At 52.7% G+C, this 25,694-nt stretch carries 25 protein-coding genes; 18 read left to right on the top strand and 7 right to left on the bottom strand.

Going from position 1 to position 25,694, the window contains the following annotated elements; genetic code table 11:
* The first annotated feature begins 225 nt into the window (after positions 1 to 225).
* The 10 genes from NXS13_RS00985 (at position 226) to NXS13_RS00940 (ending at position 12,075) form a co-directional block, all read left to right on the top strand.
* Complete coding sequence (locus NXS13_RS00985; RefSeq protein ID WP_259076586.1) at positions 226 to 981, top strand: YebC/PmpR family DNA-binding transcriptional regulator; 756 nt, start codon at positions 226 to 228, stop codon at positions 979 to 981.
* A gap of 193 nt (positions 982 to 1,174) precedes the next feature.
* Entirely contained in the window at positions 1,175 to 1,852 is a 678-nt protein-coding gene (ruvC, locus tag NXS13_RS00980) for a crossover junction endodeoxyribonuclease RuvC (RefSeq protein WP_259076588.1), read from the top strand.
* A 41-nt stretch (positions 1,853 to 1,893) separates the two neighbouring features.
* Complete coding sequence (gene ruvA, locus NXS13_RS00975; protein ID WP_259076590.1) at positions 1,894 to 2,505, top strand: Holliday junction branch migration protein RuvA; 612 nt, start codon at positions 1,894 to 1,896, stop codon at positions 2,503 to 2,505.
* 17 nt (positions 2,506 to 2,522) lie between these two features.
* Positions 2,523 to 3,602: a Holliday junction branch migration DNA helicase RuvB gene (gene ruvB / locus NXS13_RS00970; protein ID WP_259076600.1), complete on the top strand. Its 1,080-nt coding sequence runs from the start codon at positions 2,523 to 2,525 to the stop codon at positions 3,600 to 3,602.
* Between the two features lie 51 nt (positions 3,603 to 3,653).
* Positions 3,654 to 3,947, top strand: coding sequence for a preprotein translocase subunit YajC (gene yajC / locus NXS13_RS00965; protein WP_259076611.1), 294 nt, complete (start codon positions 3,654 to 3,656; stop codon positions 3,945 to 3,947).
* A 277-nt stretch (positions 3,948 to 4,224) separates the two neighbouring features.
* Positions 4,225 to 6,105, top strand: a complete 1,881-nt coding sequence (secD, locus tag NXS13_RS00960) for a protein translocase subunit SecD (protein WP_259076613.1) — start codon at positions 4,225 to 4,227, stop codon at positions 6,103 to 6,105.
* 1 nt (position 6,106) lies between these two features.
* Entirely contained in the window at positions 6,107 to 7,213 is a 1,107-nt protein-coding gene (gene secF / locus NXS13_RS00955; protein ID WP_259076616.1) for a protein translocase subunit SecF, read from the top strand.
* A gap of 192 nt (positions 7,214 to 7,405) precedes the next feature.
* Entirely contained in the window at positions 7,406 to 9,001 is a 1,596-nt protein-coding gene (locus tag NXS13_RS00950; protein WP_259289233.1) for an ABC transporter substrate-binding protein, read from the top strand.
* A 149-nt stretch (positions 9,002 to 9,150) separates the two neighbouring features.
* Positions 9,151 to 9,702, top strand: a complete 552-nt coding sequence (locus tag NXS13_RS00945) for an adenine phosphoribosyltransferase (protein WP_259076620.1) — start codon at positions 9,151 to 9,153, stop codon at positions 9,700 to 9,702.
* A gap of 99 nt (positions 9,703 to 9,801) precedes the next feature.
* Entirely contained in the window at positions 9,802 to 12,075 is a 2,274-nt protein-coding gene (locus NXS13_RS00940) for a bifunctional (p)ppGpp synthetase/guanosine-3',5'-bis(diphosphate) 3'-pyrophosphohydrolase (protein WP_259076622.1), read from the top strand.
* A 55-nt stretch (positions 12,076 to 12,130) separates the two neighbouring features.
* Here NXS13_RS00940 and NXS13_RS00935 read toward each other — a convergent pair whose 3' ends face one another.
* The 4 genes from NXS13_RS00935 to NXS13_RS00920 all read right to left on the bottom strand — a co-directional run bounded on the left by NXS13_RS00935 (position 12,131) and on the right by NXS13_RS00920 (position 14,747).
* A complete protein-coding gene (locus tag NXS13_RS00935; protein WP_259289232.1) occupies positions 12,131 to 12,658 on the bottom strand; it encodes a hypothetical protein in 528 nt (175 codons plus the stop codon).
* A 238-nt stretch (positions 12,659 to 12,896) separates the two neighbouring features.
* The gene (locus tag NXS13_RS00930; RefSeq protein ID WP_259076636.1) at positions 12,897 to 13,190 is read right to left on the bottom strand and encodes a hypothetical protein; all 294 of its coding nucleotides are present in this window, start codon (positions 13,188 to 13,190) and stop codon (positions 12,897 to 12,899) included.
* A gap of 217 nt (positions 13,191 to 13,407) precedes the next feature.
* The gene (locus NXS13_RS00925; RefSeq protein WP_259076639.1) at positions 13,408 to 13,680 is read right to left on the bottom strand and encodes a hypothetical protein; all 273 of its coding nucleotides are present in this window, start codon (positions 13,678 to 13,680) and stop codon (positions 13,408 to 13,410) included.
* A 212-nt stretch (positions 13,681 to 13,892) separates the two neighbouring features.
* On the bottom strand, positions 13,893 to 14,747 hold the full coding sequence (locus tag NXS13_RS00920; RefSeq protein ID WP_259076641.1) for a peptidylprolyl isomerase: 855 nt from the start codon (positions 14,745 to 14,747) through the stop codon (positions 13,893 to 13,895).
* A gap of 210 nt (positions 14,748 to 14,957) precedes the next feature.
* Between NXS13_RS00920 and tpx the strand changes: the two genes are divergently transcribed.
* The 3 genes from tpx to hisS all read left to right on the top strand — a co-directional run bounded on the left by tpx (position 14,958) and on the right by hisS (position 17,446).
* Positions 14,958 to 15,455 carry a thiol peroxidase gene (tpx, locus tag NXS13_RS00915; protein ID WP_259076643.1) on the top strand — a complete coding sequence of 166 codons (498 nt, stop codon included), beginning with the start codon at positions 14,958 to 14,960 and terminating at the stop codon, positions 15,453 to 15,455.
* Between the two features lie 64 nt (positions 15,456 to 15,519).
* Positions 15,520 to 16,158, top strand: coding sequence for an MBL fold metallo-hydrolase (locus NXS13_RS00910; RefSeq protein WP_259076645.1), 639 nt, complete (start codon positions 15,520 to 15,522; stop codon positions 16,156 to 16,158).
* Positions 16,159 to 16,177: 19 nt separating this feature from the next.
* A complete protein-coding gene (hisS, locus tag NXS13_RS00905; RefSeq protein WP_259076648.1) occupies positions 16,178 to 17,446 on the top strand; it encodes a histidine--tRNA ligase in 1,269 nt (422 codons plus the stop codon).
* A gap of 28 nt (positions 17,447 to 17,474) precedes the next feature.
* On the opposite strand, the gene NXS13_RS00900 is transcribed toward hisS, so the two are convergent.
* Entirely contained in the window at positions 17,475 to 18,830 is a 1,356-nt protein-coding gene (locus NXS13_RS00900) for an L-serine ammonia-lyase (RefSeq protein ID WP_259076650.1), read from the bottom strand.
* A gap of 39 nt (positions 18,831 to 18,869) precedes the next feature.
* A complete protein-coding gene (locus NXS13_RS00895; protein WP_259076652.1) occupies positions 18,870 to 19,589 on the bottom strand; it encodes a hypothetical protein in 720 nt (239 codons plus the stop codon).
* A gap of 1,452 nt (positions 19,590 to 21,041) precedes the next feature.
* Between NXS13_RS00895 and NXS13_RS00890 the strand changes: the two genes are divergently transcribed.
* Genes NXS13_RS00890 through NXS13_RS00875 form a run of 4 tightly spaced genes read left to right on the top strand, consistent with a single transcriptional unit; the run spans position 21,042 to position 22,629 of the window.
* Entirely contained in the window at positions 21,042 to 21,506 is a 465-nt protein-coding gene (locus NXS13_RS00890; protein WP_259076655.1) for a hypothetical protein, read from the top strand.
* 19 nt (positions 21,507 to 21,525) lie between these two features.
* Positions 21,526 to 21,738 (top strand): hypothetical protein, encoded by a 213-nt coding sequence (locus tag NXS13_RS00885; protein WP_259289231.1) that lies wholly within the window; start codon positions 21,526 to 21,528, stop codon positions 21,736 to 21,738.
* Positions 21,739 to 21,750: 12 nt separating this feature from the next.
* The gene (locus tag NXS13_RS00880) at positions 21,751 to 22,209 is read left to right on the top strand and encodes a hypothetical protein (RefSeq protein ID WP_310593315.1); all 459 of its coding nucleotides are present in this window, start codon (positions 21,751 to 21,753) and stop codon (positions 22,207 to 22,209) included.
* Positions 22,210 to 22,224: 15 nt separating this feature from the next.
* Positions 22,225 to 22,629, top strand: coding sequence for a YhgE/Pip family protein (locus NXS13_RS00875; RefSeq protein WP_259076660.1), 405 nt, complete (start codon positions 22,225 to 22,227; stop codon positions 22,627 to 22,629).
* On the opposite strand, the gene NXS13_RS00870 is transcribed toward NXS13_RS00875, so the two are convergent.
* Positions 22,626 to 23,519, bottom strand: coding sequence for a neutral zinc metallopeptidase (locus tag NXS13_RS00870; protein ID WP_259076661.1), 894 nt, complete (start codon positions 23,517 to 23,519; stop codon positions 22,626 to 22,628). The genes NXS13_RS00875 and NXS13_RS00870 overlap by 4 nt on opposite strands.
* A 290-nt stretch (positions 23,520 to 23,809) precedes the next feature.
* On the opposite strand from NXS13_RS00870, the gene aspS reads away from it, so the two are divergent.
* Positions 23,810 to 25,609: an aspartate--tRNA ligase gene (gene aspS / locus NXS13_RS00865; protein ID WP_259076664.1), complete on the top strand. Its 1,800-nt coding sequence runs from the start codon at positions 23,810 to 23,812 to the stop codon at positions 25,607 to 25,609.
* The last annotated feature ends 85 nt before the right edge of the window (positions 25,610 to 25,694 follow it).

Genomic DNA, 25,694 nt, shown 5'->3' with positions numbered 1-25,694 from the left:
ATCTCAACGTATATCGACGGGATCAGGGTGTTCTCATTGAGGGTGACGGTGTCCAATTCAAGCAGGAGAAGTACCGATCGGGAGCGCTTTTACCGTATAATTGGAGCTTTGTTAGGTCAAAGAGCTAAATATAGCTATATACAACAGAGCTGAACATATACGTAACTCGTAGCTCGCTACACCTTCAAGACAGGCTGTAGCGGTGTAGAGGAGGAAAGGTAGCCAATGTCAGGCCACTCTAAATGGGCAACGACTAAACACAAAAAGGCAGCAAACGATGCCAAACGTGGTAAGGAGTTTGCCAAATTAATCAAAAATATCGAAGTCGCAGCACGCACCGGCGGCGGTGATCCCTCCGCCAACCCAACCCTCGACGATATGATCCGCAAGGCTAAAAAGGCCTCGGTTCCTAACGATAATATCGAACGCGCCAGGAAACGTGGGTCCGGCGAAGAGGCTGGCGGAGCCGACTGGCAAACCATAATGTACGAGGGCTACGGCCCGAATGGTGTGGCCGTTCTCATCGAGTGTTTGACCGACAATCGCAATCGCGCGGCTTCCGAGGTGCGTAATGCGATGACCAAACACGGCGGCAATATGGCCGAATCCGGTTCCGTCTCCTACCTTTTCACCCGTAAGGGAGTCGTACTCGTTGAGCGCGGTGAACTGGACGAGGACGATATCTTGATGGCGGTCCTCGATGCCGGGGCCGAAGAAGTTAACGCGGTAGGCGACAACTTCGAGATTCTAAGTGCCCCTAGTGAATCAACGGCAGTACGTGAAGCTCTTCAAGAAGCCGGAATTGAGGTTGAAGATTCCGATTCCGATTTCCGTGCTTCCGTCGAAGTTCCGTTGGAGCTTAACGACGCCAAGAAAATTATGAAGCTGATCGACGCTTTAGAGGATTCTGACGATGTTCAAAACGTCTATACGAATATGAGCCTCAGTGACGAGGTCATCGCTGCCCTTCACGCTGAATAACACGAAGATTCCTCGGTGCTGCGAAACGAGCACCGGGGATTTTCTATATCTGCGAGGCGGATGCTGAGCGAAGGGTGATCGAACATCTGTGTGATAGATTGTGTTACTCTGAATTCTCATATCAAAAGATTCTGAGACTCGATAAATGGCTCGATAAAAGGCTCAACAAAAGAAGCTCAGGGGAGAGGTGCGGATGTCTGTCAAGTCCATCGAGGGGTTGCGCATAATGGGCATCGACCCTGGATTAACGCGATGTGGCCTTTCGGTGGTGCAAGCCGGCCGTGGTCGCAGTGTTATCCCCGTGGCGGTGGGTGTGGTTAGAACTCCCGTCGATGCCGCGATAGAGAAGCGTTTGTTGGAGTTGAGCAAGGCCGTCAACGAGTGGATGGATGAGTATCGGCCTGACGTGGTAGCTATCGAGCGCATCTTCGAACGTGGCAATGTATCAACAGTGATGAACACCGCTCACGGCGTGGGCGTCCTTATGCTTGCTGCTGCCCAACGCGATTTGAGTTGTTATTTGTACACTCCGTCAGAAGTGAAGAAAGCTATCTCTGGTAATGGTCGCGCCGATAAGAAGCAAATGACAGCGATGATCACGCGTATCCTCGGTTTGAATGAGGCTCCGAAACCCGCCGACGCCGCCGATGCTTTAGCTCTTGCTGTGTGTCACTGCTGGCGGGCCCCGATGATCTTAGCGCAACAGGAGAATCAAGTCCGAGCCCAGTCACTCATGCGGCACCACAACGGCGTCCTCGGAAAAGCAAAGCAGCAAGCACTCCAGCGCGCCGCTGATATTGCACCGTCCGACGCGGAACTGCGGTCCCTAATACAGCAACAGACACGACCGCGAGGGGCATGGCGCCGCTAGACTATGGTTAATGAATCAAGACAAAATGGAGGCAGGCGATTATGATCGTTTCCTTACGGGGGCACGTCGTTGATATCACCTTAAAAAGTGCAGTCATTGAATGCCACGGGGTCGGCTACGAGGTAGTCGCTAGCCCTAAAACCCTTGGAACACTGCGCCGCGGCGAAGAGACTTTCATGCTGGTTAGCATGATTGTGCGCGAGGATTCGCAAACGCTCTACGGCTTTCGGCATTCTGATGATCGAGATATGTTCGCACTCTTGCAAAGCGTTTCGGGTCTGGGTCCCAAGCTCGCTGTAGCGATACAAAGCGTTTACGATGCCGAAGAGCTTTCGACACTGATATCCGAACATGATATTAAGGGGCTGCAAAAAATTCCTGGAGTGGGCAAGCGCATGGCTGAGCGCCTAATCGTTGATCTCAAAGACAAGGTCACCAGTTTTGGAAGCGCCGAGAGCGAAGCGAATACCTTAGCTATCGACACCCATTCCGCCATTGCCGATCAAGTGCTCGAAGCCCTAGTGGGTCTGGGATTCAGTGAAAAAATAGCGGCGCCAATTCTGGCCGCGGTACTAAACGAATCCCCTGACATCACAACATCTGCTGCGCTGCGCGCAACCCTGGCGGCGCTTGGGAAGAATAGAACGAATTGAGCAACTGCGGAAAAATTATGGCTAGCGTAGAGAAAACCGAATTTGAACTCCCCCAACCGTCTTCGGGGCACCGTCGTCCCGATGCGCCCATCAACCCCACCATAAACGACGGGGAAAACGATGTGGAAACCACGCTGCGACCGCGTAGTTTGACGGAGTTCATCGGCCAACCAAAGGTCCGCGATCAACTCGATCTTGTACTCACCGGAGCGAAGAACCGCGGAGTAACCCCCGACCATGTTCTGCTTTCCGGCCCTCCCGGTCTTGGAAAGACGACGATGGCGATGATTATTGCCTATGAGATGGGTACGAGCTTGAGGATGACCTCTGGCCCGGCACTGGAGCGTGCTGGTGATCTCGCCGCAATGCTGTCTAATCTCATGGAGGGTGATGTCCTCTTCATCGATGAAATACACCGGATGGCGCGACCTGCAGAAGAGATGCTCTATATGGCGATGGAAGATTTTCGGATCGATGTGATCGTCGGCAAGGGACCGGGTGCCACTTCAATCCCGCTGGAACTAGCCCCATTTACCCTCGTGGGAGCAACTACTCGTTCGGGCATGCTCACCGGACCGTTGCGCGATCGCTTCGGTTTTACTGCGCAGATGGAATTCTACGACACTCCAGAACTCACCAAGGTTGTGAGTCGGGCCGCTACGATCATGGGCGTTGAAATAGAACCGGTGGCAGCTGTGGAAATCGCCTCTCGTTCCAGAGGTACACCACGCATCGCTAACCGTCTCCTGCGACGGGTTCGGGACTACGCCGAGGTTCATGGCACCGGCTATATCGATCTGCAAGCAGCTAGGGCCGCATTACTTGTCTTCGATGTAGACGAGATGGGACTCGATCGTCTCGATCGCGCGGTCTTGGAGGCACTTATCAAGAGCCATGGAGGCGGTCCCGTAGGAGTATCGACTCTAGCCATAGCCGTCGGGGAAGAAGCATCGACAGTCGAAGAAGTGTGTGAACCATACCTAGTTCGCGCCGGTATGATTAGCCGCACCGGGCGGGGGCGTGTGGCCACCCAAGCAGCATGGCGCCATCTAGATCTGGAACCACCCGAGGGGTGCCCTGGAACCGGACTGCGCTAAAAAGGGTGTGAGTTTTCCAACTTTCCCTTAGCTATCTGGCACACTGGGTGTATGGATTCAATTTTTCTTCTCATTCTAATTCTGGCAGTGGTTTTTGTGCCTAGTTTCCTCATGCAAAGGAAACAACGGCGCAAAATTCAAGAAATCCATGAGCTCCAAGAGGCCCTCATGATTAACGATCAAGTTCTTACGACCGCAGGTCTCCACGGCACCGTTGTAGGCATAGCGGAAGCAACCGTGGAGCTAGAAACTTCCCCTGGGGTAGTTAGCACGTGGGAAAAGGCAGTAGTCGTGCGCAACCTCACCCAGGAGCAACGCACCCTTCCAGATCACGAAGACGCTTAAAAGCAGGCTTTCTCGCTCAAGGTCCCCACGGGTTCAACCCGCAGGGACCTCCACTATATATGAGACTTCCTCTTAGAAAATCGCCGATCGGTCGAACCATGGCGTAGCATAGCTGGGTGCATATACAAACTGTCGAGAAGTTGGGTCTAGGATAGATTCAGGTTGTTAGCTTGGCCTATGTCAAGCGGGTTAACACACTCGGCGACGAGGTATCTTCCTTAAGGGAAGGGGCACCTCGATAACCTTCATTACACATCCGATACAAGGAGAAACTTCATTGGCTTCGACAACACGAAGCGGCGGAAGTCGATGGGAGCAGTGGCCCAAGAGAGCCATTGCGGGATTCATCACCCTTCTCGTCTTAGTCTACGCCCTCATTTTTTTCACCGGCGATCGCAGCGCGAGCCCCAAGTTGGGTATTGATCTCCAGGGCGGCACCCGCGTGACCCTTGTCCCGCAAGGCTCCGATCCGACCCAAGACCAACTCGCACAAGCACGAACCATTTTGGAAAATCGTGTCAACGGTATGGGAGTCTCTGGTGCAAGTGTCATCATCGATGGCTCGACCCTTGTCATCACAGTCCCCGGAGAAGACACCTCTCAGGCTCGAGCTGTTGGGCAAACCTCACAGCTACTCTTTAGGCCTGTAGCCAACCCAGGAGACTTCGATACTTCAAAGCTGATCCCAGTGGTCCAAGATATGGCTAATCGCTGGGTCGAGGCAGGAGTAGCTAGCCCCGATCAGCTCAATGAAAAATTGGAGAAGATCTCTTCTTTCGCTGCGAATGAAGAAAGCAGCAAAGATAACGCGGAGCAAAAAGATGCCGCGGATATATCGACGATCACGGTGACTGCCAAAGCTCCGCAAGCTCCCCAAAATTCCATTGAATCTGCGGCGCGCCGGGAAAAAATTCTCGAAGTCATGCATGAGGATCGCCAATCGAGTGATCCACTCCGCCAATTTGCAGCGGCAACGCTGCTGATTTGCGACGACAACCCAGACCTCCTCCAAGGCAGTGACGACCCAGCCAAACCTCTGGTGGCTTGCGACCCCGGCTCGGCTGATTCCGAAGAGGATTCCCAAGTCTATATTCTAGACCCCGCACCTTTGCTCGTAGGCGAGACAGAAGGGCCACAAGCGAAGCGCTTGACTGGTGAGGAAATCGACACCGCCCGACCTATTACAGGAGGTCTTAACTCCCAGACTGGTCAGATGGAAATTAGTTTCGCTTTCAAGTCGGATGGTGGTTCCGAAGGCTCTGCTACATGGGCTAAGCTCACGCAGGACTATCTCAAGCGCAACGTAGCCATCACCCTTGATTCCAAGGTGATTTCCGCTCCAGTGATCCAGTCCCCAACTCCCATTGGTTCGGCTACTTCCATCACAGGTAAATTCACTAATAAGGAAGCTCAGGATTTAGCTAATAATCTCAGGTATGGCGCCCTACCTCTGTCCTTCGCCGGTGAAAATGGCGAACAAGGTGGAACGGCCATCACTGTCCCCGCATCCTTAGGTGTGGCCTCCCTCAAGGCTGGATTGATAGCGGGCCTCGTCGGGTTGATTTTAGTGGCTCTTTTCAGCCTGTATTTCTACCGCTTTTTTGGCGTGATTTCTCTTGTTTCTCTGATCATGTCTGGACTCTTTGTCTACGGTTCCCTAGTTTTGCTGGGTCGACTCATCGGTTATTCTCTCGATCTAGCTGGTATCGCTGGTTTGATCATCGGCATTGGTACCACCGCCGACTCTTTCGTGGTGATCTACGAACGTATCAAGGATGAAATCCGCAACGGCCGAACGTTCCGCTCAGCGGTGCCCCATGCATGGGACAGAGCCAAGAACACCATTATCACTGGTAACTTCGTTACGATTATCGCTGCAGTCGTGGTTTATCTTCTTGCAGTAGGCGAAGTTAAGGGATTCGCCTTTACATTAGGTCTGACTACGGTATTTGATTTGCTCATTACCTTCCTCTTCACGGCACCTTTGGTCATACTTGCGTCGCGTCGTCCGTGGACTGCTCAGCCTGCGGCCAACGGTCTGGGTCGAGTTTTTGATTACGTAGCGCGCAACAACATATCTGCCCCGCTGGACACAGCTGCGCCAGAGATGGCCACAGCAGCGCAGCCTCAAGCCCCTACCTCGAATGAGGAGAAGTAATATGTCTTCGAAAACGACTTTGGAAAAAATCTTCACCGGTGAGGGTGGGTTGGATTTCGTCGGCAAGCGCCGGGTGAGCTATATGGTCACGCTTGCCATCATTGTGGTCTGCTTACTGTGCATTCTTTTCCGCGGCTTTAATTTGGGAATTGATTTCCAGGGCGGCACCAAGATGAATATGCCTGCCGGCAACCTTGACAAGGTAGCAGTTTCGCAAACCTTCGAGGAAGCTACTGGAATTGAACCTGCACTGGTTCAGATCGTCGGGTCCGGCGACACTCGTATTTTAGAGATCAATTCCGAAAGGCTCACCCAAGAGCAGATCGACAGCGCGCGTCGAGCGATCTTCGATGAGTACCAGCCAGAAAACCTTGTTGGCGAGGCTACCCCTGATGTGATTGGTGATTCTACCGTTTCGGAATCATGGGGTTCAACAATTACCAACCGGATGTTTATATCGATGGGCGTTTTCCTACTGGCGGTCTTCATCTATATAGCAATCCGCCTCCAGCGGGAGATGGCTGTGGCCGCCCTAGGAGCACTCGGTGTGGACCTCGTTTTCATCACCGGACTCTATGCCCTCTTCGGCTTTGAGGTAACGCCAGCCACCGTTATCGGTCTTTTGACTGTACTTGCCTTCTCTCTCTACGACACGGTGATTGTTTTCGATAAGGTGGGGGAGAATACCGCTGGTTATCTAGGCAATCGAAAAATGACTTATGCCGAGCATGCCAATCTTGCAATCAACCAGACGGTCATGCGCTCGATTTCTACAACTGTGATTTCGGTACTACCCATGATCGCGCTGATGGTTGTTGCTGTATGGCTCATGGGCGTGGGAACGCTCAAAGATTTGGCGCTGGTGCAGCTTATCGGTGTGATCGAAGGTACCATTTCATCGATCTTCCTTGCTACCCCCTTCCTCGTTTCTCTGAAGAACCGCTCAGCTAAGACTAAGGAACATAATGTGGCTGTTGAACAGTTACGGGAAACTGGTCGCATTGATGCCGACGTTTTAGCGGACCTTGATGGAGCGCCGAAACGACAGATTCAGGGACCAGATCTCAATCATCGAGGCCCTAGCTCTTGGCGCCCTCGTAGAGTTTAAACCGGGTATAAATAATGAAGGTTTTCTCCCGATCACTACTTTGAGAGGTGATCGGGAGTTTGTCTTTGTGCAATAAGGTCGAGCACAGATATATTGTGACCTTCACATTCCTTTGGGAGAGCGAAAAATTAGTTGCAACGGCTCTTAAAGAACTAGGCTGGGATCTAATAACATATCTAACAAGGGGTCGTTATGAAGCACGAAATGTGGGGGCGTGTATGCGTAGCGCTCCTTAGTTCTTTGGCAGCCGTCTTAGCTGGATGCTCCTCCCCATCGTCCCGGGAAGATTCTTCACCACATATCTTTGGCTACGCCGTCGATCGCCCCTTATTGACTACGAATGTAGGTTCGAGTTTGGGACGATCCACGAATGCCCACGAACTAGCAGGAAGGCTGTACCCAGGTATTTACGTCACTGGACCTGAGGGACAGACAATACCCAATTCGGATCTGATGGACGCTAGGCTCCTGCCGGGTGCGCAACAGCGTGTTCAGATTCAAATCTCCGATAAAGCAGTCTATTCTGACGGCGCTCCCATAACATGCGATTCCTTCCTTCTCGCATTTACCGCGGCCACCCAAAGGCCAATTTTTGATTCTGCTATGCCCCTCTATCAGCAGGTTGATAGCGTTGAGTGCGTACCCGGTGGGAAGCTAGCCATAGTAGTTTTCAAAGATAACTTCGGCGAACGATGGCGTCATCTTTTCAATGCGGGGACTCTGCTGCCTGCGCATGCAATTGCAGCGAAGCTGGACATGCCATTGGACGTTTTTAGCAACGTGCTGAAATCCCGAGACCCTGCGGCAATGGAACCTATCGCTCAGATTTGGAACACAGGGTTCAACCTCGATCAATTCGACCCCGAGCTGCAAATAAGCTCAGGACCACTAAAGATTGAATCCATAGGATCGAGTGGGGAAGTTACTCTGGTGCGTAACGAGCGGTACTTTGGTGAAAAGTCTGCTCTCGAGCGTTTGATTGTGTGGCCCTCTGGTTCGGATATTCAGACTTTAGCTGGGCGTGGAGATATTCAAATTGCGGAAGTAGCCTCGACCTCTCAGGCCTCGTGGGTCAATAGAAACGACCCAAATAACCCCTTTACTATCATATATAAGCCTGGAGTTCTCAGTGAACAACTGGTTCTTGGCAGTGGAGGTATCTTTGCTGACCCTGAGAACCGACGCGCTTTTGCCGCCTGCATTGATCAGCCCCGGCTGGCGCATATCAGTAAAGAGTTTTCAGGTGTAGACACCCCTGCCACGACCGTGCGCACCGTGAGACCCCAGGACCCCGTCCACCTCAAAATGCGTGATATCACCGATCCGCACCGCGCAACAGATATACCTGCAGCTACCCGCATCAGCGGTCAAACCGTCCGCATTGGGTATTTCGGCCCTGATAAAAGAAAGGCTGCTATGGTGCAGGCGATTGCGGATTCTTGTCAAGACGCTGGCGTATCTATTGTCGATGTATCCCGCGAAGCACCTAGTTTAGGGAATCTATCTGAGGTTCTTGGCAATGAATTCGGGGTGTACTACAGCCAAGAAGGGGGAGCTGATGCCAATCTGCTCTCTGTCGACCCTATGCTAGAGTTCCCGATCCGAGCTACCTCTACATCGAATATAGGCGCGACTCGTGAAGCCGAACAACGCAGTTGGGATTTAGTCCCCAGTATCCCCATCGCTGTAGAACCCCGTATTTATATCATTGACAAGAAGATCGCCAACGTGGTGGAAAATACCGATCTCTACGGACTGAGCTGGAATATTGATCGCTGGCAGGAGTAAGGCTGCCCCCGAAGGTGAATTCTGAGATTTGCTGCTAGACCAAATTCCTCATACCTTTTAGGGGTATGAAGCTATAACCTCGATTCCGCTCACTTCAGGCGGTTGGATGAGGCCTAGTCCTCGATTGACAGAAAGTTTGACTGAAAACCATGACCGTTGCCCGAACAGCCCGCTTCGCCAATTCTCAGCAAGCACTCTCCGAGAAAACTCGCTTCGTCAAGGACTTCCCAGTTCAAGGGGTAATTTTTGAAGACCTAACCCCAGTCCTCGCTGACGGTGAAGCCTTCTCATTACTGGTGGATGACCTTGCAGCGGCGGCACAGAAGATGGGCGCAGACCTCATTGGTGGTCTAGATGCCAGGGGCTTTCTTCTCGGTTCGGCAGTAGCCTACAGGCTCGGTTTGGGCATCCTAGCCATTCGTAAAAAAGGAAAGCTGCCTCCGCCGGTGCACACCCAGGAATACGCACTTGAATATGGGACCGCCGCTTTGGAATTGCCGGCTTCTGGCATTGACCTCCAGGGCAAAAAGGTCGTGCTTATCGACGACGTCCTCGCCACCGGGGGAACCCTTATTGCCGCTACCAATTTGATCTCAGAACTCGGCGGCACCGTGACCGGTTATGGCGTCGTGCTGGAAGTTGCTGGCTTAGGTGGTCGTCATCGTATTGATCAAGCTCCAGTATTTGTGGTTAACGATTAACCGCATATCTTATCTTTCCGATATCGACGAAGTCTCTCTCGGTACGGGTATTGTTAAATTCAAAGTTAAGACAGGGCTAATAGGGAAAGCTGAGATGAGATGAGTCAACGCAGTACTAATAAACAGCCATCTACTGTGCGCAGCATGTCAGCTCGCTTGGCGCGGAGCTTAACCAGCAACCGCGTAAAAGTAAATCCTGTATTAGATCCACTTTTGAGTATTCACCGGCAATTTCATCCGAAGGCCGACATAGCGACTCTCTCGCGCGCCTATGACACCGCAGAAAAACTCCATGCTGGTGTTCTGCGAAAGTCGGGGGAGCCTTATATCACCCATCCGTTAGCGGTGGCCACGATCGCTGCCGAAATTGGTATGGACACCACCACGCTTATTGCAGCCCTCCTCCACGACACCGTCGAAGATTGCGAAGACTATACAATCCACGATCTATCGATGGAATTTGGCGAAGAAGTAGCTAGGTTAGTCGATGGCGTCACCAAGCTCGATAAAGTCGCATTGGGAGCGGCGGCCGAGGCTGAGACGATACGAAAGATGATCGTCGCAATGGCCCAAGATCCGCGAGTGGTCGTTATTAAGGTAGCCGACCGGCTTCATAATATGCGTACTATGCGCTTCTTACCGCCAGAAAAGCAGGCAAAGAAGGCCCGCGAAACACTCGAAGTGATCGCACCTTTGGCACACCGTCTTGGCATGGCGAGCGTGAAGTGGGAGTTGGAGGATTTGGCTTTCGCTATCCTCTATCCCAAGAAGTATGAGGAAGTGGTCCGATTAGTTGCCGACCGGGCCCCCTCACGGGACCGATACTTAACCGAGATTATTGATCAACTTCATCAAGGGCTCAAAGAGGCTAATATCGAAGCCGAAGTGATGGGTCGGCCGAAACATTACTGGTCTATCTACCAAAAGATGATCATTCGCGGCAAAGAATTCGACGAGATCTTTGACCTGGTTGGAATTCGCATCCTCACCGACACGGTGCATAACTGCTACGCCGCGGTGGGCGTAGCGCACTCCCTCTTCGCGGCCATGCCAGGGCGATTCAAGGACTATATTTCAAGTCCAAAATTTGGAGTCTATCAATCCCTCCACACTACGGTGATGGGCGAGGGTGGCAAACCACTCGAGATTCAGATCAGGACCCGGGAGATGCACTTCAATGCTGAATACGGTATTGCAGCTCACTGGCGCTATAAGGAAACTAAAGGTTCGCAGAAGGGTGGCGAATCCGAGGTCGATCAGATGTCCTGGATGCGCCAATTACTCGACTGGCAACGAGAGGCAGCCGATCCCAATGAATTCTTAGACTCCCTCCGCTTTGATCTCACCGCTAAGCAAATATTTGTATTCACACCCCACGGTGATGTCATCAGTCTTCCAGTTAAGTCAACCCCCGTTGACTTTGCCTATGCGGTCCACACAGAGGTGGGGCACCGCTGTATCGGGGCTAAGATCAATGGCAAGCTCGTTGCTCTAGAATCCACCTTGGACAGCGGCGACCGAGTGGAGATCTTCACCTCCAAAGATAGCCAGGCCGGCCCCTCTCGAGATTGGCAGGATTTTGTAGTCAGCCCTCGCGCAAAGGCAAAAATTCGACAGTGGTTTGCTAAAGAGCGCCGCGAGGAGTACCTCGATGCCGGACGTGACGCGCTCGCCGCCGAAATTCAGCGCGGGGGTTTACCGCTACACCGTCTTTTCACCGCGGAATCAATGAAGGCAGTGTCTCGGGAACTGCACTATAACGATGTAGATGCGCTCTATACCGCAATCGGTGCAGGTACGGTGTCGGCAGCTCATGTAACAAAGAGACTAATAGCTAAATTTGGTGATCTCGACGACGCCGAGGATGATCTCGTTTCACGCACACCCTTTAGCGAGCTGGTATCGAGTCGAGTTCCCGCAACCTCCGAGGCTGGTGTCCTCGTTGAAGATGTTCCTGATGTTATGGCTAAACTCGCACAGTGCTGCACGCCGGTACCAGGGGACGAGATTTTTGGTTATGTTACCCGCGGTGGGGGAGTCAGTGTCCATCGAGCAGATTGTCGCAATGCGCCTCAACTGCGTAAAGAACCAGAGCGCCTAAAAGAAGTGTCATGGGCACACGAAGGTAGCGGAGGGGTATTTCAGGCGGATCTCGAGCTGCAGGCGCTCGATCGCACCGGCCTCTTAATGGAAATTACCAAGGTAGTTAGTGAGCAGAAGGTTGTTGTCCTGTCGATGAGTTCAACAGCAGCCGATGATCATATCGCGACAGTGCGCTTTAAATTTACGGTATCTGATAAAAAGCAACTGGGAGCGCTCATGGTGCAACTTCGAAACATTGAGGGCGTTTTCGATGTCTACCGAGTGCTGTGAACATAATTTAACTGCACCTCCCTCGTGCGGGTAGGTGCAGTTCCTTGCTGTTAGCTTAAATCTTCAATAATTCTCGAGCTTTAGCAACCAGGCCAAAAAGTGCCCCGAGAGCGCTAAAGATGGTGGCCGCTATACCGATCCAAGCGGTGGCTTTTTCCAGGTCGGTTTGGGGCTCTTTATCCTCTGTTGCTTCGTTATTAGTGCCACCCTTATTAGCATCTCCTCCCAGCCCGAGAAGATTGGAGAGATTACCTCCAGTGATGGCATTGATGAGAGCCAAGAGGACGTTTTTGAAGCTGGAGCCCTCTTTACTCGGTTTCTCAGGCTTAGGTTCGATGGTAGGAGAAGGGGCTTTAGTTGTGGAGGTTTTCTCCGGGAGTGGGACCTCACTGGTGGTCTCTGACGCACTTGCGGAGGGAGTGGTGGTTACGGGTATTTGTACGGACGTCTCCACTGGAGAAGCCATCGGCGCGCTAGTCGTCGGTACAGCAGGAGGTTCTGCTGCGGTGACTGGCGAGACGGTGGTGCTGAGCGCAATACTCAAAGCGATGGTTGTGGCTAGGTTCCGCTTTAACTTTTTCATGATTGTTTCTGAGCTTTCTTGTGGAGCGTATATGATGTTTCCTGCGTCAGCCGTCCCAGTTCCGTCTCAGAACCAAGGCGGTAAAAGTGACGGCCGTGAATCACATCAGTTGATAGAGCTGATGGTCTGCTAAAGACATTAGCAAACGTAGAAACAAGGAGACGAGTGGATTCTCTGCAAAGAGATTCCACTCGTCAAAATAACTGTACGTAGCTACGGCGTTACTGTAGTTACCGAATTAGAAAAGTTGCTTCTGAGCCTTAGCGAGGAAGCCTAGCAGGGCACCCAAAACGCTGATGACGCTGGTGATAACCCCGATCCATTCACCAATCTTCTTGGCGGAGATATTGCCGTTTGCATCCTGGGAACCAGCCTGAAGGTCCTCGGAGGATGAGCGCTCACCGGTTGGCTTAGGTGAATCAGGGGCAGTGGAGGTTGAAGTAGTGGTCGCAGCCTGGGAAACAGCGGCGGTTCCAGTGGTCAACAGAGCAGCGGTGGCAATGGAAGCCACGGCGGTGCGAATAATTTTCATACTTATCCTTTTATTAAGAGGGTAGATCTGTGTTGAGTGCTTTGATCTTAGCATGAGTGAAAGCAATGCTAAGAATGAAGCCGGGCGGAAGAAATTTTCCTCTCGCTTGTGACAGTAATTGTCTCACAACTTGTGTCAATTTCTAACTTCGCCCTTCGAGTGTTTTTAACTTGCCCCCATTCAAGGGCAACTGTCACCGCATTTGCGATAACCCGCATTAACCAAATAGGTTATTTGCTTTGCCGGCGAGGCTGGTGAGAGATTCCAGGGTGCGCAGGATATCACTGATCATTTTGATAAAATCCTTGACCTTGTCAGGGCTGGGGATGGTATTGCCGTTGGCATCGGTTTCCGAGGACATAAAGGCGAGTCCAGCAAAGAAGGAGTCATCCTTCGGGGCCTCAGCGGCGATAGCGGGGGTAGTCGCGCCACCAATCATGGCTGCAGACAGAGCCAGGGCAGCAACAGTGGAACGGGAAAAGCGCTTCATAAAAGCCTTCTTTCGAGATGAGAGTAAGTGAAGTGAATCTGGCGTTGAAGATGTCAATATTCCAGATACGCCTACAGTGACCAAGATAGGGAAGTTCTTCAGTTTTTTCAAGGGCCCTAGCCAAGATCGTAGCCTGTGCATATGGAAATACCCGATGCCAGAGGTCATTCTCGAGCATCGGGTATTTTCGCTGGGTAGGTGGCCCGGAAGATCTAAGAGCCCACGGTTACCTTAGAAATCTTGACTTCTTTGGCTGGTGCACCGTCCATCGCGTCGCCGTCGACACCTTCCTTGGCGATAGCATCTAAGGTCTTAAGACCAGCTTCATCGATCTTGCCAAAGTAGGTGTATTGGGGAGGGAGGGTGGAATCGCCGTAGTTAAGGAAGAATTGCGAGCCATTGGTATCAGGGCCTGAATTAGCCATTGCGATGGTGCCGCGGGGATAGATCACCGGTAAAGTTGCCGCATCCTCAGACGCTTCGTCGGTGGGGTACTCGTTGGCGAAACTAAAGCCAGGCCCACCAGTGCCAGTTCCGGTGGGGTCACCGCACTGCAGTACTTTCAGGCCTTCAGACGTAGTCAGACGGTGACAGACGGTGTCGTTGAAATAACCCTCTGAAGCTAAGTGCGTGAAGGCATTAACCGTGCAGGGGGAAACCGAGCGATCGAGGTCGAGATTGATCTCGCCGCTATTCGTAGTCATTGTTGCAGATACTGTGCCAGTTGCCTGGATATTGGATGTATCTGGCAAGCTCACCTTCTTTGCAGCAGTACCAGACTCAGCGTAGTCGCAACTTACCGTATCCTGCAGAGACTCAGCGCGGGCTAGAGTCAGAGGTTCGGCTGCAAAAGAGTCCTCTTGATCGATTGACTCCGCCGCTGAATTGCTGGCGTCATCACCGGTGTACTTCACTGCGAGAACAACGCCGCCTATGATAACCACAATTGCTAAAGCTGCAGTGAGAATCAATCCCAGTGGTTTAAGGCGCTCGGCTCGATCCCGCGAAGCAATCTCCTTCTCCAAATCGCGTAGTGCTTCTTCACGACGTTGTTTGTTATCGCTCACCAAAATTCCTTAATCTTCGACGTATGCTAGTGATGGAGCAGGCTGCCCCCCACCCCGTCGGTCATCAACTGCCAAGGTGGGAGTGAAGCGGGAACAGAGTTCATCAGACGATCAAGGGAAAAGCCCACGGACTGATTCGATATCGTCCCCGTTCAACGACTTTAGCCTATCGACGGTGAAGTCGGTGAAGTGGCGCTACTCTTGAAGACTATGAGTACTACACATTTCCACGGAAACGAAGTTCCACTAGTCGGAGACCTCCCGGTGGTCGGCGACAAACTACCATCATTCGCGCTCGTTAAAGGAGACCTAAGCGAAGTAACGAATGCCGATTTTGAAGGCAAGCGTCTTATACTTAATATATTCCCCTCGGTAGATACGGGGGTATGTGCCCAATCGGTTCGAGTCTTCAATGAAAAAGCCTCGCAACTGGACAATACAGTCATCCTCTGTATCTCGGCAGATCTTCCCTTCGCGCAATCTCGATTCTGCGGGGCAGAGGGCATTAACAAGGTCGAAACTGTTTCGAGTTTCCGCTCCAGTTTCGGAAAAAATATGGGAGTTCTTCTTGCTGGCTCTCCACTCGCTGGTTTGCTCGCCCGGGCGGTCATCGTGGTTGATGAGAGTGGTATCGTCCGCCACGTGGAGCTTGTCGAAGAAATCGCGCAAGAGCCTAGTTATGATGCGGCACTTGCGGTGCTGGGCTAAAAGTTAGAGTTCGTATCCCAAAACTTCTTGGAGCCCGCCCTCCAGGTGCTTTAATGTGGTTGGCATGAAGATATTCGGATTCCCCACGGGCCCCTACCAAACGAATTGCTATATTCTGACGTATGAGGGGCGGGCAACAATTATCGACCCAGGTATGCATGCCATCGATAAAGTAGTAGCTCACTGTCGCACTGAGCGAGTAGATCCCGAGCGTATCGTGCTCACTCATGGGCACCTCGATCACACTCGCAGCGCCGCCGAACTGGGGAATCGCTTTAATATACCGGTCTATATTCACCCTGACGACGCTTTTATGCTTGACGGTGGGGCCGGCCTCAGCGACGAATCGCGCGTGCTATTTCGAGCCCACCACATGCCTCAAGTAAAAAATCTACAGGCTCTCCGACATTTAGATACCTTGAATGTCGGAGAGGAGGTGCTGAGTGTTCGTCACGCGCCTGGGCACACAGCCGGATCCATACTTCTGGTTGGAAAAAAGGTCGTCTTTACTGGAGATGTGCTGTTCCAAGGAACCATTGGACGCACTGATCTACCTACTTCTTCCCCAGCAGATATGGAGAAGTCATTGAGGGAGGAAGTGATGGCCCTGGACGATACCCTCGATGTGCTTCCCGGACACGGGGCTTTGACCACGATACGTGAAGAAAAACGCTCAAATCCATTTCTTGCTAAATTCGCATAACTCACTAAGGTTGAAATTCGTGTCTGAAAAGAAGCTCTCCAAAATCTCCGCCCCTAAGGGCGTCCCCGATTATATTCCCCCACGATCGCGTGAATTCTTAGCAGTTCGTGATACATTTCTCAACCACGCCCACCGCGCCGGATTTGAGCATATCGAGTTGCCAATCTTTGAAGAAACTTCACTTTTCGCCCGCGGTGTAGGGGAATCAACGGATGTGGTCTCCAAGGAGATGTATACCTTCGCGGATCGTGGAAACCGCTCTGTGACCCTGCGCCCTGAGGGCACGGCGGGTGTCATGCGCGCGGTAATCGAGCATAACCTGGATCGCGGACAGCTTCCCGTTAAACTTTGCTATCAGGGGCCATTTTTCCGCTATGAGCGCCCGCAAGCCGGACGCTACAGGCAGTTGCAACAAATGGGCGTTGAGGCTATTGGAGTGGACGATCCCGCCCTTGATGCCGAAGTCATTGCGCTAGCTGATCGATGCTTCCGAAGCATCGGGCTCACAGGCTACCGCCTCGAGTTGACAAGTTTGGGTGACCGCCATTGCCGACCACAATACCGTGAAAAGCTGCAAGAATTCTTGTTCACTTTACCGCTCGATGAGGAAACTCGTCGCCGTGCTGCATTAAATCCGCTGCGAGTCTTAGATGATAAGCGTGCAGAGGTCCAAGAGATGACTCATAACGCTCCGCTGATGCTAGATTATCTGTCTGCCGAGAGCCAAGCCCACTTCGAAAAACTAACGGGGCATCTCGACGACCTGGAGGTGCACTATGAAATCAATCCTCGTATGGTGCGCGGCTTAGACTATTATACCAAGACCTGTTTTGAATTCGTCCACGACGGTCTGGGTGCGCAGTCCGGAATCGGGGGCGGGGGCCGCTATGATGGCCTGATGTCACAATTAGGAGGTCAAGACCTCTCCGGAATCGGTTTCGGTCTCGGAATTGACAGAGCTCTGCTGGCGCTCGATGCGGAAAACCGAAGCCTCACCGATAATAGTAAAGTTGAAGTATATGGCATCGCCTTAGGCGGCGAAGCGAAAAGCGCTATGGTGAAAATTATCGATGAGCTGCGTGCCGCGGGGATTAGTGCGGATATGGCCTACGGCGATCGCGGGCTGAAAGGGGCCATGAAGGGCGCAGATCGTGCGGGGGCGCGGATCGCTGTGGTGATTGGCGATTCCGAGCTGGCAGCCGGGGTGGTGAGCGTGAAGAACCTCAAAACTCACGAACAGATCGAGGTTGCCCGCAATAAGGTGATTGAATACGTGCTCGATATATAAAGGATCAGCCCTCTGGCGCAGCCGCTGTCTAACATTCGGTTAGAGAGACCGGCAAACCTAGGGTGACTGCGAGACCACCCGTGGAGGTTTCTTTATATTTGCTCATCATATCGCGGCCGGTTTCGGCCATTGTTTGGATGACATCGTCGAGTGAAACTCGGTGCAGACCACTGCCGAGCAGGGCCAGACGCGCCGCATTGACAGCCTTAACAGCTGCAATTGCATTTCTTTCGATACAGGGGATTTGTACAAGGCCGCCTACCGGATCGCACGTCAAACCTAAATTATGTTCAAGTGCGATTTCGGCAGCATTTTCGATATGTGAAGGGCTTGCGCCCAAAACTTGGGCCAATCCGGCACTCGCCATAGCAGCCGCAGAACCAACCTCTCCCTGGCAGCCAACCTCGGCCCCGGAAATGGAGGCATTTTTCTTGATTATTATCCCTATAGCTCCTGTGGTCAGGAGGAAGTCGCGGTGCCACATGGGGTTGCTCGGCTTCCGAAAATCTCTTATATAGTGCATGACTGCTGGGATGATACCCGCGGCACCGTTGGTGGGCGCAGTCACAACTCTTCCGCCCACTGCGTTTTCCTCATTGACAGCTAAAGCGTAGACGTTGAGCCATTCCATACCCGCTAAAATATCCTGGTGCTCTGCGTCCTCAAGGGTGGTGAGACGCGCATAAAGATCGGGCGCCCGGCGCGCAATATGCAATCCACCTGGCAGTACCCCGCGTGTTGTCAGACCCGAGCGGACGCACTCTTGCATATGTTGCCATACCAGGTCAAGATAGGCACAGACGTCGAGGCCTGAGTTATCGATAGCGCTTTCGTTGGCTACGATAATGTCCGGAATCGGGAGCCGGATACTCCGTGTCAGTTTTAATAGCTCGTGTGCGGAATGAAAGGGATGAGGCTCTCGGGAGCTCGCGGAGCTGGCGGTGTTAGCTAAACGCTGAGATATCCCGAGGTCATCTGCGCTGACAACAAAGCCGCCACCTACCGAGAAATATCTACGGCTGATCGCATCAGTTGCGAAGGTGAGTGCGTTGGGGTGTTCGGCGAGGGGTACGGGTGAGAACTCTAGGTGATACGTGATTTCAGCGATCTTACCGTCTACAGGAATAGCGGTTCCATATACCGGTGTTGTATGAGGGGATATAGTTTCCGGGGCATAGCCTGCTAGACCTAAAAGTATGGCACGGTCGGTCCCGTGACCCTTCCCGGTAGCCGCAAGCGAGCCATACAGAGTGATCGTCACATGATCGCCAGGTTGCAGGGCGGCGGTTTCGGCAAAGATTTTAGCGGCCCGCATGGGTCCGACAGTATGGGACGATGACGGGCCAATCCCGATACTGAAAAGATCCTTCACGCTGATAGTCATAATTGGCGATCGTAATAAATGGCACGGAAAGGAGCACCGTTAGCTCTGCGCTAGGCGGATTGCTTCGCTTGCTGTTATCAGACGTATCGCTTTCTCATCGCGCCGCCCATGAGCTGTGATGATGACCGCCTGCGGACGTTCGGACTCACCGATTGTATTCAGTGCTGTGATAACCTCGGGGACCGTAGCGAGTTGATCAAGAAAAACTACAGGTCGGTGCTTGGCTGACTGGGCTATTATGTCCTCAACTCGCAGCGTTTCAGGGATTGTCCATTGCGAAGAACTGTCGCGCAAATAGTCGATGATATCGGCGGGAATCAATAATCTCTGGAATATATCTCCTTTGTAGATCGGGTACTTGTTCACACGAGAACTCAGCAGCTGGACAATAGGATGATGTGGTTTGAAGATGCGGACCTTTTGTGGGGGCAGCACCTGCATTACCGGAGGCGTCGTGTGTAGCATTTTCCGTAGCGCGACGATTTGGCGCACCGTTTTCTCATTGGGCTCGGCAATCGGTTCGAAGTCTTCATCATAGGCACCGTGCGCAAGGGCGTTACGAAGCTCGGCAAAATCGATCAGCATCTGAGCTTGATCTTTACTTAGTAATTTGTCTTTAACAGCACCATAGACAAGTTGCCGAAAACTTTCGTGGTGAGGGGCTTGTAATTCACCGCGCAAAAGGCTTTCGATATCATTGAAAGCTGCTAGGAAGGGCCAAGCACGGTGGACGTGGGAGTCGGTCGTCGCGGAATCCATATCTTGACTGTAACTAAAAATACTGCCGCAAGGGTCGAAAATTGTTCGATAGGTGAAACGGGTGGCGTCATTACGGATGCGGGTGGAACAGCTCAAGTCACAGAGAATAAAGAGAATAAGTGGAAGGGCGGAGATTGGAAAAATTATGGGCGCATGGTTTGCTTACCGTCCCGGTTATAGACGCGGTCAGACCTTGTGGGTTTCAGTGCGGCAATATCGGATTAAACTAGCTAGAGGGATCAAATTTATTACCCCAACACCAGCGGCTTAGTGGCTGATATGTCAAGAAGTGAGGCTTCAGAAGAGGTCGAAGAAACAGTGGGTGAGCTTTTGATTGTCCGAAGGCTGAGAGTCTAATCGGGACACGAGTACCCGGGTTTTAGCGTTCCGGATCGAGGGCCAACATTCCCCTATACAGCGCGTAAACGAGCATCAACTCTCCTTTCCTTCACTTTTGCTGGGCGCATGAAATCCAAAAGAGGTGTTATTTTTTCTCCAATATTCACGCTCACTCCAGGAACGCTTTTCTGCTATTGGACTTGCGGGGGTCCTTGAGTTTGACAGTTCGCAGTGTGGTGCGAGAGCAGGCGGCTTGGCAGCTGCCATGGTATCGCCGCACACCCAACAGCATCGACGATCTCGCATATTATCAGTTTTTAGTCTCAGCGCTTGGCTTTGCCGGCGGTGTTACAGGAGAGGACTGCATTCCAGATACGAGAGCCAGTAGAACGATAGTAGGAGATTTGGAGCCGTATCAGCGATTCCTACTAACAATAGTGCTGGCTTTAATGTCCAGGCCGCAGGCACGACTGTCGGTCGTCGACGGTTGTGACCAATTGCGCAGTATAAAGCTGTGGCAGCAGCGTATGGAAATTCTCGGAGCGTTCAGCGCTACAATGCCAGTGATCGTTAGCTCCTGCAACAGTGACACGGCGGGAATAGAGTGCATCTTTTTAAATTTGACCCATCCAGATTCACAGAACCAGGTAGACCTGGACCAGCATGCTGAATGTGGGAGAGTTAAATAGCTGTGAGTATTTTCCATATCGGCACTGAGCTGGGACGCTTTGGCCGCGGAACGTTGCCGCCGCTGGTGATTTTGGGTGTCGTCTTATTTCCGCTTCTTTTTGGTGGCCTTTCCGTATGGAGTTACTAGGACCCTATAGGTAGGCTCAACCAATTACCGGTTGCCCTGATCAACTCCGATCAGCCTGCAACAGTGAAGGGCGAGGACGTCAATGCCGGCGAGCTCGTTGCCCTAAAAAAATTATTGAGGGGAAGGCTGTTGGTTGTCATCTTGTATCTGCTGCAGAAGTAAAGAGGGGGTTCGGTAGCGGCACGTACTACTTTGGGCTGGAGATCCCTCGGGATTTTTCTCAGGCAATTGTCAGTGCCTCGAGTCCCCATCCTCTCCGAGCTATTATTAATGCCGCCTTTGATAATGCTGATGGGTTGATTGCAACCACCCTCGGTAACCACGTAGTGACACGAGTGCTCGCAACTATAAGCGAAAACTTGAGAACCGAGGTCGCCGACCAATTGGTGGTGGGATTTTCCACGATCGATAAAGGTTTAGAGCGTGCCAGTGTCGGTGCTACACCTCTCCATGTTGATTATGCTCGAGCGGAAGCGGGGGCTACCGGACTCCGTGATGGTAGCGCGGAGCTTGCACAGAGTATGCGGCGGGCTGAAGCTGGCGTTGTTGAGCTTGATAACGGTGCCACCTTACTTAGCGAGAAGCTAGGGGACGCGGTAGAGGGAGCCGCTGCACGTGCAGCGGGTATGAATCAGTTACAAACTGCCACCAATCAGCTAGGCGCTGGTGCGGAAAAGCTTTCGGAAGGCGTAGAAAAACTTACCGGCAGCGCTACTGGTCTCGTGGCCGCGCAAAAAAAGGGCTCTCGTACCACTGACTGACTAGAGTGCCGAGTTGCGGTTGACGGGCATTCCCCAAGCAGTAGCACTTGTCGACGCTGCCGATAGTCTGGTGTCCGATAGTCGAGCGCGTGGCCTAGGCTCGGGACCGGATCTCATATCTCAGATGCACCAACTGAATATGGGGCAAAAGAAATTTACCATCAGCTCAGCAACCTTGATGCTGCATATCGATCGGGTATCAATCAAGCGACTCACGGGGCAAATCGCCTAGGTCGGGCCTAAAATTGCTGCACGGCGGCTCTGCGGAACTTGTCGTGGGATTCGCACACTTGCCTCCGGCACCTCCCAGTTGGCAGCCGGATCCGAGCAACTCACGGTGGGTGCCGCACAGTTGGCTAGTGGGCTAGTTACTTTAGATGCCGGCAGTGGCGAACTAGCTTTGAAATTGCATCAAGCTCGCGATGAGATGCCCCATTGTGCCGATAATGCGGCGGCCAGCATATCGACGCGAGTCCCAATCTTAGAAACGCGGGATTCTCTCGGACTATTTGGTCCAGGACTGAGTCCCATCTTCGTTTCTTTGGGGTTGTTCAAGAGTTCCACTGTGATCGTCGTGTTGCTGCGCCTTCTAGGCAGGCGCACCGTCGATTCTGGGTCGGGAGTGCTCAGCGGGGTGCTCGCTAGCTATATTCCAGCAGCGATGATCAGCTTGTCGCAGGCTACAGCGATGTTCGTAGTATAAGCAGGTGCCTTACAGTTGCGCGCTCACCATGAAGTGGGTTTGTGGTTATTCATGTGCCTGGTCTCGTTGAGCTTTGTCACCATTACGCAGGGCTTCAATGCTCTCCTGGGGCCAGCGGTTGGTCGGGTGTCGTGTATTGCAGTTATGGCTTTGCAGGTGGTTTCCTCAGGCGGGCTCCACCCACCTGAGACGCAGCCTACCTCTCTGCGCTTATTCCATACCATAGATCCCATGTCCTACTCGGTAAATCTTCTGCGGGAGATGATCTATCACGGTTCGATATTCGCTAATCACCGCGGCGTCATAGCTGTTCTGGTTCTCGTAGGTATCGGTATGGGATTTATGAGCCTATTCATGCTGGCTGCTAAGAGGCGTCGGCAGTGGACGATGCGAGATTTCCGTCCAGAGATGTCCGTTTAGCGAGTTGTATTGAGGATGGCGTCGAGGGAGCACTGGCTCATCTCTCCCGAACGATAGCCGGCATAAAAGGCCTTTTCGCGCTGATCTGAACGACCATGGGTGAAAAGGTCCGGGCGAACCTCACCGCCTCTGTGTTGTTGAATATGATCGTCACCCACACTTCGGGCGGCGGCGAGTGCATCCAACACCTGCTCCCGGGTGACGGGTTCCAGAAAAGCATCGGGTCCTTTGTCGGCAAAATGCGCCCAAATGCCAGCATAGCAATCAGCCTGCAACTCTATACGCACCGCATTCGACTCTGGGCCGGGATCGTTATAGTTGGATAGCCCCAGTGTTCCTTGCAGTTGCTGGATATGATGGCCGAATTCATGGGCCACAATATATTCTTGAGCAAAAGGAGCATTCCGGGCCCCGAGTGTTTCTAACTGGTGGAAGAATTCCGGATCAAAATAAGCGGTCCTATCACCAGGGCAATAGAAAGGCCCCGTTGCGGTACCGGCCACACCGCAGGCTGATCGCGTGCGGCCGGTAAAGATCACTAGCCCTGGCTTGTTGTAGTTAATTCCAATTTGTCGTGGTAATTCGCGTGCCCACACAGCATCTAGGGAAAGGGCCGTGAACTCGATACGGCAATCAACGTAGTTGTTGGCGTCTGCGCCAGTCTTGCAATGGTCGAGGGATTGGGCCGGACCCGCCGGCGCGCTCATCGAGGAGTCTTGGCTATTAAGGCCGTTGAGCAAGCCTAGGATTTCCTGCGGACTTCCACCAAGGGCCCACACAATCAGCACAAGGATGATGGTTCCTGCCCCTCCGCCCAAGGCGATTTTTCCGGTTCCTCCACCGGTACGAGCTCGGGGGGCAGTTTTACGTTGGTTATGACGAAAAGTCATTAGTTCCCTCTCCACCCTGATCACATCGCATGAGCAGGTTTTGATCTGGTCCACAACAAGTCTCTTGATCATATACGTTTCTGCGCAAGCAGAGAGTGCCTCAGTAATCGGTCTCGGTTGCGGCAGTTGAGATCACAGGGACTGAAATTCGGAGATAAGACGGTCAAGAATCTATGGGTAAAGCTGGGAGATGAATATTGGGAGCTTCGTGCAACGCGTGTAAGGTGAATTGCTTAGAAGAGAGTCTGCATTCTTGACTTATTGAGAGAAATGGAAAGGATTTGGTGCACGTGCTGCGCACTCATCTCGCCGGTGAACTCCGCAAGGAACTAGCTGGAGAAACAGTAACCCTCACTGGTTGGGTTTCCCGTCGTCGTGATCACGGTGGTGTGATATTTATAGATCTACGGGATTCCTCTGGCCTAGCTCAAGTGGTCTTCCGTGAGAGTGACGTGGCCGAAAAGGCACACCACTTGCGTAGCGAATTCTGCATTAAAATTACCGGATCTGTTGAACCACGCCCGGAGGGTTCCGAGAACCCTCAGCTTGCTAGTGGCGATATTGAGGTCAACGTCAGCGATATCGAGGTGCTCAACGAAGCAGAGCCGCTGCCTTTCCAAGTAGAGGACTCGAGTAAGAGCGGCGAAGTGGGCGAGGAAACTCGACTGAAATACCGCTACCTAGACTTGCGTCGACCAGCACAAGGGGGAGCGTTACGCCTGCGTTCGGCAGCCAACAAAGCTGCCCGTACGGTTCTCGATCACCACAACTTCGTCGAGATCGAAACCCCAACTCTCACTCGTTCTACCCCCGAAGGCGCCCGAGACTTCCTCGTGCCGGCACGTTTGCGCCCTGGTTCGTGGTACGCGCTGCCACAATCCCCTCAGCTATTCAAGCAGCTGCTCATGGTTGCTGGGATGGAGCGCTACTACCAAATTGCGCGTTGCTACCGAGACGAAGATTTCCGCGCCGACCGCCAGCCTGAGTTCACGCAGCTCGATATTGAGATGAGCTTTGTGGAACAAGACGACGTTATTGCGTTGGCCGAAGAGATTGTTAAGGAACTGTGGAAACTCATTGGCTACGAGATTTCCACGCCGATCCCACGGATGACCTACGCAGATGCGATGAAATATTATGGCTCCGACAAGCCTGATCTTCGCTTCGATATCAAGTTGGTCGAGTGCACCGATTTCTTCAAAGATACACCATTTAGGGTCTTTCAAAACGAGTACGTTGGTGCCGTTGTTATGGAAGGTGGCGCCTCGCAACCTCGACGCCAGCTTGATGCCTGGCAGGAGTGGGCCAAGCAGCGCGGCGCCCGCGGTCTCGCATATATCCTTATCGATGATCAGGGCGAACTAGCTGGTCCCGTCGCGAAAAATCTATCCGATTCGGAACGTGCTGGTATTGCCGCCCATGTCGGTGCTAAACCCGGCGATTGTATTTTCTTTGCTGCAGGTGACACCAAGAGCTCACGCGCGCTGCTAGGTGCGGCACGTAATGAGATCGCCCGCAAACTAGATCTCATCAAGGATGGCGAGTGGGCCTTCACCTGGGTTGTCGATGCTCCGCTCTTTGAGCCCTCGGCTGATGCAACCGCCTCGGGCGACGTGGCGTTGGGCCATTCACAGTGGACGGCTGTGCACCACGCATTCACCTCGCCTAAGCCTGAGTGTCTCGACACCTTTGACACCGATCCTGGTCAAGCCTTAGCTTATGCCTACGATATTGTGTGCAACGGTAACGAGATTGGGGGCGGCTCCATTCGTATTCATCGCAAGGATATCCAGGAGCGGGTATTTAAAGTGATGGGCATTAGTAAAGAGGAAGCAGCCGAGAAATTTGGTTTCCTCCTTGAAGCTTTTGCTTTTGGAGCGCCGCCTCATGGTGGTATCGCCTTTGGTTGGGACCGCATCGTATCGCTTCTGGGAGGATTCGATTCGATCCGTGATGTGATCGCCTTCCCAAAGTCAGGGGGCGGAGTCGATCCACTGACGGACGCTCCCGCTCCGATTCCCGCGCAGCAGCGTAAGGAGACCGGTGTGGATTTCAAGCCCCAGCCTAAGAAAGCTGAGAAAAAGAGCTAAGAGTTCGCAATCACCGCTAAGATGAGGGGGCTAACCATTAGTTGTAAGGGTAGCCCCCTTTAAACCTATTTGACTCGAAAAAGGT

It is taken from the genome of Corynebacterium sp. ES2730-CONJ, assembly GCF_024834055.1.
Lineage (GTDB): Bacteria > Actinomycetota > Actinomycetes > Mycobacteriales > Mycobacteriaceae > Corynebacterium.
The sequence above is the reverse complement of the archived record's forward strand: the minus strand, read 5'-3'. Positions and strand labels throughout refer to the sequence as shown.